This is a genomic window from Flammeovirga pacifica, assembly GCF_000807855.2.
Lineage (GTDB): Bacteria > Bacteroidota > Bacteroidia > Cytophagales > Flammeovirgaceae > Flammeovirga > Flammeovirga pacifica.
The window spans coordinates 952,903-966,702 of record NZ_JRYR02000002.1 but is presented as its reverse complement, the minus strand read 5'-3'; the positions used below and the strand labels follow the sequence as shown (position 1 = coordinate 966,702).

Below are 13,800 nucleotides of genomic sequence, written 5' to 3'. Positions count from 1 at the left end.
ATAAAGGCTTCGTTTGTTACTTTAACAAACGAAGCCCAAAGTTACTATTTATGTTGTAAATAGTAGAAATTTATTAATTTTTAGAATTTTGACGCTCTTCATTCCATCTCTGATAGTCTTCCATTGCTCCGTCTATTGAGAACGAATCAATTTTTTCTATTTGAGGGTACTTATAAAGCGACTGAATAAATTCTCCAGCGATACCACCCGCTTTATAAATATAAGGAGCACGTTTGGCCAACCAAGCCCAATAAGAGTTAGAATCTGTATCGGCTCTTTCGTATGGATCTCTACGAATATTGAATATTTTTGGAAGTCTTAACGGCACAAAAGGTTCGGCCCATACTTGCATTGTATGTGCTCTTTGTTCCATAAAAACTACCTTCCAATCGTCCATTCTAATACAAGTAATATCACCATCATCAGAAGTGTAAATAAAGTTTCTTCTTGGACTTTCATCAACTTCTCCTAAGAAATATGATTTCATATCAAATCCGTCGATGGTAGTTTTAACGCTTCTTCCTGCATAATCAATACCTGCCTCTAATTTACCTTTGATGTCTTCTACACCCACTAAAGACATAATGGTTGGCAACCAATCTTGATGAGAAACAATTCCGTTTAAAACTTGTCCTTTTTTAATATGTCCTTTCCACATGACATGGCAAGGTACTCTATAAGCTCCTTCCCAGTTGGTGTTTTTCTCTGATCTATAAGGTGTTACTGCACCATCAGGCCACTCGTTATAGTGTGGGCCATTATCAGTAGAATACATGATGATGGTATTTTCCATTAAGCCTAATTCTTCTAACTTAGCCAAGATCTTACCAATATTTCTATCGTGATCTACCATTACATCAGCATAAAAAGAATCTCCGCCTTGTCCTGAAATTCCTTTAATATCATCTGCTCTATACGTAGGGAAGTGCATTCCAACAGTGTTGTACCACAAGAAGAAAGGAGTGTCTTCATTGGCTTTTTCTCCTAACCATTCTAATGTTCTTTCTGTAATTTCACGGTCTACAGTTTCCATTCTCTTTTTAGTAAGTGGTCCTGTATCAGATACTTTACCATCAGCATAAGAATGGATTACACCACGTGGCCCAAATCTTTCTTTAAAACCAGGGTCTTGTGGGTAATCAGGATGTTCTGGCTCTTCTTCTGCATTTAAGTGGTAGAGATTACCAAAAAATTCATCAAAACCATGTTGAGTAGGAAGCATCTCGTCTCTATCACCAAAGTGATTTTTACCAAACTGTGCAGTAGAGTATCCTTCTTTTTTTAGTAGCCATGCAATAGAAGGGTGTTCTGGTCTAAAACCTGCATTTGCTCCTGGTAATCCTACTTTTGATAAACCAGAACGAATGGGAGATTGACCGGTTAAAAATGAAGAACGCCCGGCAGTACAAGATTGCTCGCCATAATAATCGGTAAAGGCAATGCCTTCATTTGCGATTCTGTCAATATTTGGAGTTTGATACCCCATTTGTCCTCTGTTCCAATAAGAGAGGTTAAATTGTCCAATATCATCTCCCCAAAGAATAACGATATTAGGCTTTTTAGATTTTTTTGTAGGTTGATCACTGGCAAAAAGGCCGAGTGAGGTGGTGATCAATAATAGAGTGATAAGAAAAGCTCTTGTCATAATATTAGCTTTTTAGAAATATAGTTTTTGAATTGTAGATTGTTATATTGATAATATAAATTACAATTTTTTTGAATAGTATATTCATTATTGAAAAAAAATATCTAAAAAAGGTATATCATTACTATTTAAAAGAAAAATACCATTTTTTATATTAAATAGCTGAAAATAAATGATCTATTTGTCTGTGATGTCGTTCTAAGTTCAAAAACATAGACAGACAAAACCTTTACCCTAGAATACTTCATTCGTAACAATACTCTCTAAGTTTACCATGATCACTAGAATGAATTGGTTTGGCCAACCAAGAAGTTATGATCATGAAATGAATGAAATAGTAGTATACACAATGGGGGAAATACAGTACTGTATCTCTTTAAATTAAGAGGTATTTCCTTAGGATATCTACTATAATTACTGACAAAAATTAATGAAATGAAATTATCAAAAATTACTATTTTGCTAGTATTATTTACTAGCTTTTCTCTATGTGCTCAACAATTGCCTTCCAACAAAACATTTTTTAATCCAACGTTTGGAGGAACAAATCGCTCTATTTCACCTTCTTCAGGTACAGGTGATGATACTTCTCTATTTAATTCGACAATAAATGCTGTTACGTCTAAAGGTGGGATCATTAATGTAAAAGCTGGAACGTACAGGATTTTAGGTGTGAAGATGAAATCAAATGTTCATTTGAGATTTGCGGCAGGTGTTACTTTATTGCCCTTTAATGCTAGTAATGGAGTGAAAGATCCTATGTTCGAGATTGATGGTGGACAAACACCTCTTAAGAACTTTAGTATTATGGGTAGTGGTGGTAGATTTAAAGTAGACTTGAGGTCTGTTCAGAAGACTAAAAATATTAGAGTCTTCTTTGTAAAGAATGCCACTAATTTTAAAGTGTCTGGAATTAATATCACTGATAATCAAACTGTATTTTCAAGTTTCGCATTTTTTGGAAACTATAATACTACAGGAAAAGGGGCAGAACAAAGAATCACTAAAGTACATGGAGTCCCTCATCATGGTATTATTGAAAACATTTCTGTAACCAATGCGGCGTATGGTTACGGATTGGTACAAGTGCAAGTTGGACATAACTTGTTATTTAGGAATCTAAATTCAACAGGAGGAGTGGCATTACGTTTAGAAACAGGGTACAATCCACTTCAGTTTACAAAAGGAGAAATTTTTAATCAGATTAAACTTCGAGAAATATGGGGTAGGTCTATCCATTGTAAAAATGGACAAGCAGCTGTTACGCTATCTCCTCATACTTTAAAACAAGGTAGGGTAGACATTAAAAAAATGACAGCCGTTAGTTGTGAAACTGGCTTTGTTTGGGCTGCAGGTTATGTTTCATCTTCAGTCAATAGACCGGGTCAAAGCAATGCTGGTTTAACTCCAGGGTCTTTTAGTAGCAATTCAAAAATAAGAGACTTACAGGTTACGTTTGGTCAAAATGCACAGTTACATTACTCTAAAAGATTACGCTACATACCTTGTCAATTAAGAAAAGCAAGAGTAAATAATGTAGGTATTGCTGTAAATTTAGAAGCAGATGGAGGCAGTAGAAAAGGACCTTCTATTTGTTCTGTGTATTCTCAAAAAGATGCTAAAGGACATTACGCCTTAGATTTTCCTGTAGGTACTGTAAAAGCTATTGGATTTAAAATCAATGAGTATGGTTTAGCAAAAAACGCAATTGTTAGTACAAGTAAAGATGATTATGAAGTGTGTAACGAGTCTATTCCAAATCTGAATTTTTGGGTACCAAAAGATTATAGAAATACAGTCAATCCAAGAAACCCATTAGAATCGTCATCTTCTTCAAGAACATCAATTGATATGGACAGAGCCATAGAAAATACTGATGTGAATTTTTATCCTAATCCAACGAATGGTCAATTGACTATTGATTTATCAAAAGAAGATTCTTCATCTAGTGTCCAACTTTATAACATGTTAGGGCAGGTAGTATATCAAGCAAGGTTATCTGCTGCTAAACATCAACTTCAATTGGAGGGTATAGAAAAAGGAATGTATATTTTAAGAGTGGGAGATCATCCAACTGAAAAAATAATATTTGAATAATAAATGATGAGGCTGTCTCAATTATATTGAGATAGCCTTTTTATAATTCTCTATGATCGTTCTTTATTAAGTTGACGGTCATACATCACAATACTTCCTGCAATAGCTACATTCAAACTTTTAGGAGTATCAAACTTTACTAAAAAATGACTTTTTTCCATGGCATGTTTTGAAAGTCCATGATCCTCTGCCCCTAATAAATAAACACATCTTCTAGGGTGCTTAAACTGTTCTAATTCTTCCGATTCATCAGATAATTCTACTCCAACAATACGAGTACCTACAGGGATGTTATTGTAAAAATCATCAAAAGTATCGTAATGATAATAAGGAATAGATTTTACAGCATTGTGTGTATCTGAAGCTTGTTTTGCATATCTATTGCCAATTGTAAATATAAAACTAGCACCAAAATTTTGTGCTGAACGCCACAATACACCTAAATTTTCGGGGGTTTTACCATTCTGAATACCTATCCCAAAATATTCATTTTTAAAATTATCGTCCATAGTCGCAAGATACATTTTTTCTACTTAGAGAAGTAATGCTTTACCTGATCTTACCTTTTTCTGAAAAGTGGAAATTTATTTAAAAGGAGGTGATCAGATATTCTAGTGTGAAAACGCAGAATGTTCTTTATTTATCCTTTAGAAAGTACTAACTAAAGGATAACTGTTTAAGTGTTTGTTATTGAGAATATTACTGATATTCACAAAGGGAATTATTTTACATCATGAAAGATTAATACCTTTTATTTTTTGATGATTATGTACTATTTGAAAATTCTATATCGCTTAAAAGCTAAAATCTACCTCTTTTCTTTTTTGACAAATTTTACCTTGCTGACCAATCAAAATTAAATGAAACTGATATGAAAAAAACATACTACCTAATTTTCTTTATTTTAATAACAATTTTACCATCCTGCCAAATGATGAATAGCAACGAACAAATTCCAAGTGTAAAGACAGTTTTATTAAATGGAAAGTGGTGTTTTAAACAAGCAGACAAACAGCAATGGTACGACGCTAATGTTCCCAGTACTGTACACACAGACTTAATGCATCAATCTTTAATTGAAGATCCTTATTATCGATTAAATGAAAGAGATGTACAATGGATAGATAAGAAAAATTGGTCGTACAAAAAAGAATTTAATTTAGAAAAACATCAACTAGAAAATGAAAATATTGAGCTAACCTTTCATGGTTTGGATACCTATGCAACTGTTGTATTAAATGCTACAGAAATAGGGAAAACTGATAATATGTTTAGAACTTGGCATTTTGATGTAAAGGAAATACTAAAGGAGGGAAAGAATACTTTAGAAGTACATTTTGATTCTCCTATTCAAAGAGGATTGGCTGAATTGGAGGCAAATGCTTATCCATTACCAGCAGTAAATGATCAATCAGAAATAGGAGAGGTAGGAGAAAACAAAGTATCAATATTTACAAGAAAGGCAGGGTATCATTATGGTTGGGATTGGGGACCCAGATTGGTAACTTCAGGTATTTGGAGAGATGTAGCTTTAAATTTTTGGAATAAAGCAAAAATCAATCATGTACTTATTAAGCAAAAGGTAAACAAAGAAAAAGCCACATTAACTCTTCTACCAGAATGGAGCAAAAAACTAGAAAATTTACACTATAAAGTAAAAGTGAATGGCGAAGAAGTACCTGTTGTCCTATCATCTGATCAGTCTATTGAAATTACAATTGAAGATCCTCAATTATGGTGGCCTGCAAATTTAGGTACACCCTATTTATATGAGATTGAAATGGAAGCTTTTCAAGAAAATAATCTGATTGATATTTTTCATCAAAAAGTGGGGGTGAGAACCATAAATATTGTACAGAAGAAAGATGAAGTAGGAGATGGGAAAAGCTTTTATTTTGAGGTTAACGGTCGCCCTGTTTTTGCCAAAGGAGCCAATTATATTCCTAACGATTTATTTCTGCCAAGAGTATCTGACTCTACCTATCAACATATTATTCAATCTGCATTGGATGCAAATATGAATATGTTGAGAGTATGGGGAGGAGGTATTTATGAGGATAAACGTTTCTATGACCTCTGTGATGAAATGGGTATTTTGGTATGGCAAGATTTTATGTTTGCTTGTTCAATGTATCCTGGTAATCAAGCCTTTTTAGACAATGTAAAAGAAGAAGCCATCGACAATGTAAAACGATTGAGAAATCATGCTTCGATTGCTTTATGGTGTGGTAACAATGAAATGGAAATGGCATGGGCGCCACATAATCCAGAAGCAGGTTGGGGTTGGAAAGAACAATATACTAAAGCACAGCAAAAAGAGATTTGGGAGAATTACGAAAAGATTTTCCATTCAATTTTACCCCAAGTGGTTACAGAATTTACTGATGAGCAATTCTATTGGGCATCCTCACCCACAGGGGGCAATCAGGAATTGGCTACCTACGAACATTCTTCTGGAGACATGCATTATTGGGGAGTATGGCATGGAGAACATCCATTTTCTGATTTCCGAAAATATATAGGTCGATTTATGAGTGAATATGGTTTCCAATCTTTTCCTGAATTCAAATCTGTACAGAAATATACCTTACCTGAAGATTATGACATTGAATCGGAAGTAATGGCCTCTCATCAAAGAAGTGGTATTGGTAACCTGAGGATAAAGAAATATATGGAAGACCATTATCAAGTACCTATAGATTTTGAGAACTTTTTGTATGTTGGTCAGCTACTTCAAGCCGAAAGTATTTATTCTGCTATACAAGCTCATAGAGAAAAAATGCCCTATTGTATGGGATCTTTATATTGGCAAATCAACGATTGTTGGCCAGTGGCTTCTTGGTCTTCTATGGACTATTACGGAGAATGGAAAGCGCTTCAATATTTTGCAAAAGAAGCCAATAAAAACACCTCTTTAATTGTACATGATGATCAAGGGGAAATAGAAGTGAAAATTGCTTCAGATATAGATATTCCAAATCCTACATCATTGCATTTAGAGATTCAAGATTTTGAAGGGAACACCATTTGGCAGTATTCTCAGAAGGTGAAAGAGATTCAATCTAATACAACAGAGTTGGTCTTTACAGAGAAAGTCAATTCCATAATTGAGGACCATAAAATGGAAAATATAGTATTAATATCTACTCTAAAAGTGGATGATCAATTGATAGATAAAGATCTACATTATTTCGTATTACAAAAAGAATTATACTTACCAGAGGCGGAAGTTAAAGTAGATTTCAGAAAAGAAGATGAGCAATTGATAGCCACCTTTAATAGTAATCACCTTGTCAAAAATCTATTCATAGAAGTTAATCAAGATGATGTGAAACTTTCGGATAATTACTTCGATTTACTTGCAGGAGAAACTGTAAAAGTGGTGATAACATCACGAAAAGGTGAAAAAATAGATCAACATAAAATTAAGCTTAAACACCTTATACAAACAATGCGACCTCAACAATAGAAAGGTCATTTTTAAAAAAGGTAGTCTCATATATTTTTTAATATGATATACTCCCAAGTGTCATTTTTAGTACACTTGGGGTATTTCGTTTAGTATCATTTCTATTGATTTAAGTTTAAAAATTGAATATCAGACCACCTCTTTTATCTTTGTTGTAATATCAATAATTAGCCTATTGTGCTAAACTACGAATAACAAAACGATGATTAATTTAAGATACTATCCGTTATTACTTCTTACATTTTTTTTATTTAGATGCCAGTCATCAAAAAATGAATCTTCTAGCTTTGTATATCAAGATAAAATGCTGGAACTGATATCATTTTTTAATAATAATGCCTGGAATAAGACAAAAGCAACTTTCTACTCAGAAATTGATAACGAAGGGAAGGTAGTTTCTGATAAAATATTTACAGTAGCAAGTAGTCGATTAATTTATGGCTTAGCCTATGCATCTCAATTGGAGCAACCTCTACTGGAAAGGGCAAAAAATGTGGCAGCCTATCAAAAAGCACATTTGATTGGAAAGGACGATGAAGGAGCATTTTCTTATTCTTATATAGAAAATAATAAAGTAGAAATTCCTACACAATTGGATGTTTGGCAACAGGCTTATGGGTTGTGTGGTTTATCGGAATTGTACCGACAAACAAAAGATCCTTCACTTTTAGTTACTATTCATGAATTGCATGATGGATTTATAGGCCGTTTTAAAGATAATGAAAACAAAGGCCTTTGGGGCGATTATAAAATTGGTGAAGGAGGTATATCTTCATCAAAAAGTTTACAATCTTTAATGTACCCACTTACTGCTTATATGATTAACCTTTGGGAAGCGGACAGAACCAATAAAGAGAAGTACGAACATCAGATAGCAGAAAACATTGAGTTATTATATTCTATTGCTTGGAATGAAGAGACACAATGGGTGAATGTAAAATTTAATGATGATTGGTCCGTTCGAAAAACTTCTACTGGGGAATATGATTTTATGGTAACTCCAGGACATAATTTTCAATTATCAGCATTGCTTTTAAGAACATCAAAATTTGACTTTTTAAGTGATGATAATAAAGAGAAATATCAAGAATTAGGTAAAAAGATCTTAGAGATTACCTTAGAGAAGAATTACCTTTTTGCTGATGGAAAAATTGAAAACGGATTTTACTCTGAAGTCAACCCCAATATGAATGAGGTCTTGGATAAAAGAAAGACTTGGTGGCAACACGCAGAAGCTATTATTGCGTTATCACTTTATAAAGAAAAGTATACAGTAGAACAGGGACTTTTAGAAAATTATTTCTTTGATACATTCTATGATAAGGAGTTTGGCGGAGAGTATTTTTATGTCTCTGAAAAGGATGTACCTATAACAACAGAACATAAGGGTAGTATTGGAAAGTCGACTTATCATACTATCGAAATGATACGAATTCTTAATGATTTTTAATCATCAAAAATGAATTACATTCTTTTGATGTTTAAACAAATATTGTAAGTAAATTGAGTTTGTTATTCCTATAAATTTGAATAATTAATCAATAAAAAATTATCAAGATGAAACTAAATAATGGATTAGAAATTCCAAGCTTGGGTTTTGGTACGTACTTATCTAAAAATGAAGAAGTAAAAGCAGCTGTTTTGGCAGCTTTGGAAGCAGGATATCGTCATATCGATACAGCCATGATTTATGAAAACGAGGAAGGTGTAGGAGAAGCGATTAAAGAATCAGGTGTGCCTAGAGAAGAAATCTTCGTAACAACAAAATTATGGAATGAGGATATTAGAAACGGTAATGCAGAAGAAGCATTAAAATTAAGCTTGAAAAAGTTACAATTAGATTACATTGATTTATACTTAATTCACTGGCCTGCAAAAGGGTATGTGAATGCTTGGAATCAGATGATTGATTTACAAAAGCAAGGATTGATTAAATCAATTGGAGTCTCAAATTTCAATATTCATCATTTAGAAGATCTAGAACCTTCTGGAGTGGTACCTGTTGTGAACCAAATTGAATGTCATCCAAAATTACAACAAAACGAGTTACTTGCTTACTGTTCTGAAAGAGAGATTGTTATTCAAGCTTGGGGACCATTAATGCAAGCAAAATTATTTGAAGATGAAACTTTAAAAGACATTGGTGAGCAATATGGTAAATCAACTGCTCAAGTAATGTTGAGATGGCACTTCCAAAGGGGTGTGAATGCATTACCTAAGTCGGTGACACCTTCGAGAATAAAAGCCAATTTCGAAATTTTCGATTTTGAATTATCCGCTGAGGATATGAAGAAAATTACAGCGATGAACGAAGATCAAAGAGTTGGGCCAGATCCGGAAACATTTGATTTTTAGATAAAAATATAAGCACAAGAATTAAACGAAATAGTTCTTGTGCTTTTTTTTAAACACCATTTATTTCTTGACTTAAAAAGCTTAAATTGTATTTGATTTTCAACCATCTATTTATAAGGCGGAATTAAAATTACAATGCTAAGAAAAACTATAATATCAGTCATTGATGGATTGACTCTCTACCTGAAATTGGAAAATATATTAATGATATAACATGGACAAAAAGAAAGTATTAGTAGCTGGAGCAACGGGATATTTAGGTCAATTTATTGTAAAAGAGTTAACCAAGCGCAATCACGAGGTACGCGTTTTGATTAGAAAAGAAAGTCAGAAAAAATTATTCAGTGATATTGATGATTTTTTTATAGGAGAGATTACTGCTCCCAACAGTTTAAAAGGTGTTTGTGAAGATATAGATTGGGTGTTTACATCTGTAGGTATCACCAGGCAGAAAGATGGTCTTACCTACATGGACGTAGATTATCAGGGGAATTCTAATTTGTTACAAGAAGCCAAACGGTCTGGTGTCGATTCATTTCTATATGTTTCAGCCATTGGAGGAGATAAATTAAGGCATCTCAAAATATTTGAAGCAAAAGAACGATTTGTAGACGAACTCAAAAGTTCTTCGTTAAATTATACAATTATGAGGCCCAATGGTTTTTTCTCTGATATGAGAGATTTCCTTGACATGGCAAAATCAGGAAAAGTATATCTTTTTGGAGAAGGGGAATTTAAACTGAACCCAATTCATGGTGAAGATCTAGCCAAAGTTTGTGTGGATAACATAAATGTGGAAAACAATGAAGTAATAGTTGGAGGTCCTGACATGCTTTCTCAAAATGAATTAGCTTTACTCGCACTAAATGCATGGGATAAAAAGCCCGGAATTGTACATTTACCAGATTGGATTCGAAAATTCACAATATGGTTTTTGAGAACTTTTACATCCTCTAAAACTTATGGACCCATTGAATTCTTTCTTACACTTATGGCCTTTGATAATATGGCAGAAGAAGTAGGGGAGCATCATTTAGTTGATTTTTTTAAAGCTGAGGTAGAAAAAAAGAAGCGAAAATAGTAGAATTGATTTAGTTTGTGTGTATGTAATTATTGAAATAAACACTATAAAAGAGTGAGTGTAAAATCCTTTTAAAAGACATTTTATTGATATGAAATAGGGCTCTTGATAATGAAATTCTATTTCTTTTTTTTAAAGAAAAAAGGAGGGTGATTCACCTAATACAGGGTAATAAAGTAATTTGATATCACTCATATTTACAATACATTGCTTCATCCTATGAGAAATCAACCTTAAAAAAGAATAGAGAACTTAGATAATGAACTTAGAAAATTTCAAAATACAGATTCGAAAAGTAACTGATTTTTCTGAAGATGAGTGTTCCATGTTTATTCCTAGTTTACGTAGAAAAATATTAAAAAAAGGAGAATACTTATTAAAAGAAGGTCAGAAAGTTAATGAGATAGCTTTTGTAGAAAAAGGGGCACTTCGATTCTACTGTGTTTCAGATGGGAAAGAAATCAATAATCATTTCTTTTTAGAAAATGATTATGCAGTATCTTATCTTGATTTTTTAAAGAATACATCTAGTAGATATTATATTCAAGCACTTGAAGATTGTGAGTTATTTACCTTTAATTCTAAATCACTTCAAAAGGCTTATGAAAGTTCAAAAAACTGGGAACGTTTTGGCCGAATTATAGCTGAAAGTGTCTATGCTATTGCAACCAATCGTTTTGAATCTTTTTTATTTCTATCTGCCAAAGAAAGGTATTTACAAATGATCCAAGATTATCCTCAATTTATTCAGCGTATACCTCTTTATCATCTAGCCTCTTATTTGGGAATCGAACGAGAAAGCTTAAGTCGTATTAGAAAAGAAATTACGAGCTAAAATAAGAATGTAACATACATCAATTTATAGGAGAAATAACCAATATACTTTTGTAGAGTCAATTTTTAAAAACAATTAAAAGTATATTATTATGCAAAAAACAGCTAATGTATTATTGCTATTTTTGATCACATTAATCACTTCTTGTAGTGTATCAAGTAGGGTTATAATTCCTACTAATGAAACACTTCCATCATTGGAAGATAACTATCCAATTCTTTGGGTAGGTAGTGGAGAATCCTATTTGTATTTAGAGGGGGAGTATCAAAGAAATAAATCAAACGATTATTCATTTGAAGTGATGCAAAGGAGGTATGGGAATTCTTGGGAATCAATAAAAAATATGCATCGACTCCATCCTGATTATGATGGAAAAGCGGGAGAACGTGAACAAACTATGTTTTTTGCCATCGATTTTTTTAAACAAGAAGGTGAGGTTGTTTCAATTATAAATTCATCTTTGGGTAGTGGAACGGGTATAAGTGATAGGGAATTCAGAGAACAAGTCATCCAATTTTCTGTTGATGATATTAGTTCGTTTGCTCCATACAATACAATGAGAATTACTCAACATTACAAATATGAAGAAGGAGTATTACTTGAAACTGTCGAACTTTTTAAAGTTAAAGAAGGTAACGAAATACCTTTTGCAAAAATTGAAGAAAAAGCAGTGATATTTAGACCTGTACACTTAGACAGTGCTCCAACAAAATTTGAATAAGCAATGTGGTTATATTCAATAGTCACTTACCTTCATTTTATCTCAATATTCATTATGTTTTCATCATTAATTGTTGAAATGAGTATTATCAAAGGGACAATGAATTGGAAGAGTATTTTAATTTTGAGAAAGGCAGATTTATTTTATATTATTTTTTCAGGCCTCACTATTTGTACAGGTTTATTGAGAATGTATAATTATGGAAAAGGAGAAGATTATTATTTATCTAATTCTCTTTTTATACTGAAGTTTTCATTATTTATTCTTGTAGGTCTACTTTCAATTTATCCAAGTGTGTCTTTCTTCAGAATAAAGAAATCAAAGAATGGACTAGTAAAGATTAAACATTTCATAAGCATTAAAACCATGATTCTCATAGAAATGATTTTGCTTTTATTCATACCTTTATTAGGTGTTTTAGTGGCAAAAGGAATTTCATAAGGATATATTTATCAATAGCACTTAATTTTGAATATTACATTTGAAGTTGAAGTGCTATTTGGTTATTTGTGACTTTTTGACACACGATATATTTTTGTATTGCGTTAATTAAATTATTTCTTGAATTTCAACTATAGAAAACTTACATTGTTTCATTAATCACTTTTTACTTCATTTCAAGGAGAGGTGAATTTCAGACTGAACAAAGTAAAATGGAAATCATAACATGAAACTAAATCTAATAATATTTTTATGTTCCTTAATTATTTGTTTTAATGTTAATGCAAGTAATAGTGATACAGTTAGGATTGTCTTAATGGCAGGGCAATCTAATATGGGAGGAGCTGGCAATTTTGATGAATTAAATGCTGAAACTAAATTACAACTAGAAGAATTATCAGAAAGATTACATTTACTGGATAAATCGAATACTGTAAGACCGTTATCCTATGGTAAAAGTAGTTTTCATTTGAAGAAGTATGGTTTTGAAAATTATTTTGGACCAGAATTATTCTTAGGGCTTACTTTAGCGAAAGAATATCCTCATCAAGAGTTTCTATTTATAAAAAGAAGCCAAGGAGGGACATCTTTATACGGAGCATGGAATCCAAATTGGGATTCAGAAAAAGCCGATGTTGCCGAGAATAAAGCCTTCAAGAAAAATATGAAGCTATGTGAGTCACATCTTACGATGATACAAAACTGTATCGATAGTCTTAGGAGTAATGGTAAAGTACCTGTTATTGTAGGTATGTATTGGATGCAAGGAGAAAATGATGCAGCAATTGAAGTTTGTGCACTCGCTTACAAAGAGAACCTATCAAATTTAATAAAGCATTATCGTGATTATTTTGAGCTGCCGAATATGCCATTTATAATTGGTCAGATTAATTCAACATATGGTCAATTTAAAGATGGTCCTAGAATAGTTCGCCAAAGTATGGAAGAAGTGGCAGCAGCCGATCAAAATACTTTTATTATCAAAACTTCTACAGATTCTACATGGTCAGATTTCCCGAAGCATTTTGATAATACACATTATAATACTGAGGGTCAAAAAAGATTAGGGAAAGCTTTTGCTATCGAATTAATGAATTGTTTGTAGTGAGTATTGAATTACTTCCTTAACCTTCTGAAATACAAATCATTTGTTATT

General features: G+C 32.5%; 11 protein-coding genes. 9 read left to right on the top strand and 2 right to left on the bottom strand.

Annotation, left to right across the window (positions count from 1 at the left end; translation table 11 throughout):
• Positions 1-73: 73 nt before the first annotated feature.
• Positions 74-1,645 carry an arylsulfatase gene (locus NH26_RS22820; protein ID WP_084812340.1) on the bottom strand — a complete coding sequence of 524 codons (1,572 nt, stop codon included), beginning with the start codon at positions 1,643-1,645 and terminating at the stop codon, positions 74-76.
• A 435-nt stretch (positions 1,646-2,080) separates the two neighbouring features.
• On the opposite strand from NH26_RS22820, the gene NH26_RS22815 reads away from it, so the two are divergent.
• Positions 2,081-3,742, top strand: coding sequence for a T9SS type A sorting domain-containing protein (locus NH26_RS22815; protein WP_044220424.1), 1,662 nt, complete (start codon positions 2,081-2,083; stop codon positions 3,740-3,742).
• A 50-nt stretch (positions 3,743-3,792) separates the two neighbouring features.
• Here NH26_RS22815 and NH26_RS22810 read toward each other — a convergent pair whose 3' ends face one another.
• Positions 3,793-4,266, bottom strand: a complete 474-nt coding sequence (locus NH26_RS22810; protein WP_199880286.1) for an RNA methyltransferase — start codon at positions 4,264-4,266, stop codon at positions 3,793-3,795.
• Between the two features lie 410 nt (positions 4,267-4,676).
• Between NH26_RS22810 and NH26_RS22805 the strand changes: the two genes are divergently transcribed.
• From NH26_RS22805 to NH26_RS22770, 8 genes are all read left to right on the top strand, one after another.
• Positions 4,677-7,211 carry a beta-mannosidase gene (locus NH26_RS22805; RefSeq protein ID WP_044220430.1) on the top strand — a complete coding sequence of 845 codons (2,535 nt, stop codon included), beginning with the start codon at positions 4,677-4,679 and terminating at the stop codon, positions 7,209-7,211.
• 202 nt (positions 7,212-7,413) lie between these two features.
• The gene (locus NH26_RS22800) at positions 7,414-8,661 is read left to right on the top strand and encodes an AGE family epimerase/isomerase (protein WP_044220434.1); all 1,248 of its coding nucleotides are present in this window, start codon (positions 7,414-7,416) and stop codon (positions 8,659-8,661) included.
• Positions 8,662-8,768: 107 nt separating this feature from the next.
• Complete coding sequence (locus NH26_RS22795) at positions 8,769-9,566, top strand: aldo/keto reductase (protein WP_044220437.1); 798 nt, start codon at positions 8,769-8,771, stop codon at positions 9,564-9,566.
• 214 nt (positions 9,567-9,780) lie between these two features.
• Entirely contained in the window at positions 9,781-10,647 is an 867-nt protein-coding gene (locus NH26_RS22790; protein ID WP_044220439.1) for an SDR family oxidoreductase, read from the top strand.
• A gap of 259 nt (positions 10,648-10,906) precedes the next feature.
• On the top strand, positions 10,907-11,482 hold the full coding sequence (locus tag NH26_RS22785; RefSeq protein ID WP_044220441.1) for a Crp/Fnr family transcriptional regulator: 576 nt from the start codon (positions 10,907-10,909) through the stop codon (positions 11,480-11,482).
• Positions 11,483-11,573: 91 nt separating this feature from the next.
• On the top strand, positions 11,574-12,203 hold the full coding sequence (locus tag NH26_RS22780; protein WP_044220444.1) for a hypothetical protein: 630 nt from the start codon (positions 11,574-11,576) through the stop codon (positions 12,201-12,203).
• A 3-nt stretch (positions 12,204-12,206) separates the two neighbouring features.
• Positions 12,207-12,644 (top strand): DUF2214 family protein, encoded by a 438-nt coding sequence (locus tag NH26_RS25900; protein ID WP_044220446.1) that lies wholly within the window; start codon positions 12,207-12,209, stop codon positions 12,642-12,644.
• 226 nt (positions 12,645-12,870) lie between these two features.
• Positions 12,871-13,749, top strand: a complete 879-nt coding sequence (locus NH26_RS22770; RefSeq protein ID WP_084812339.1) for a sialate O-acetylesterase — start codon at positions 12,871-12,873, stop codon at positions 13,747-13,749.
• Positions 13,750-13,800 lie beyond the last annotated feature (51 nt).

What these genes read in the sequence shown, in the direction of transcription:
- NH26_RS22820 (WP_084812340.1), bottom strand. Translation starts at nt 1,645, where the DNA reads ATGACAAGAGCTTTTCTTATCACTCTATTATTGATCACCACCTCACTC.
- NH26_RS22815 (WP_044220424.1), top strand. Translation starts at nt 2,081, where the DNA reads ATGAAATTATCAAAAATTACTATTTTGCTAGTATTATTTACTAGCTTT.
- NH26_RS22810 (WP_199880286.1), bottom strand. Translation starts at nt 4,266, where the DNA reads ATGTATCTTGCGACTATGGACGATAATTTTAAAAATGAATATTTTGGG.
- NH26_RS22805 (WP_044220430.1), top strand. Translation starts at nt 4,677, where the DNA reads ATGAATAGCAACGAACAAATTCCAAGTGTAAAGACAGTTTTATTAAAT.
- NH26_RS22800 (WP_044220434.1), top strand. Translation starts at nt 7,414, where the DNA reads ATGATTAATTTAAGATACTATCCGTTATTACTTCTTACATTTTTTTTA.
- NH26_RS22795 (WP_044220437.1), top strand. Translation starts at nt 8,769, where the DNA reads ATGAAACTAAATAATGGATTAGAAATTCCAAGCTTGGGTTTTGGTACG.
- NH26_RS22790 (WP_044220439.1), top strand. Translation starts at nt 9,781, where the DNA reads ATGGACAAAAAGAAAGTATTAGTAGCTGGAGCAACGGGATATTTAGGT.
- NH26_RS22785 (WP_044220441.1), top strand. Translation starts at nt 10,907, where the DNA reads ATGAACTTAGAAAATTTCAAAATACAGATTCGAAAAGTAACTGATTTT.
- NH26_RS22780 (WP_044220444.1), top strand. Translation starts at nt 11,574, where the DNA reads ATGCAAAAAACAGCTAATGTATTATTGCTATTTTTGATCACATTAATC.
- NH26_RS25900 (WP_044220446.1), top strand. Translation starts at nt 12,207, where the DNA reads ATGTGGTTATATTCAATAGTCACTTACCTTCATTTTATCTCAATATTC.
- NH26_RS22770 (WP_084812339.1), top strand. Translation starts at nt 12,871, where the DNA reads ATGAAACTAAATCTAATAATATTTTTATGTTCCTTAATTATTTGTTTT.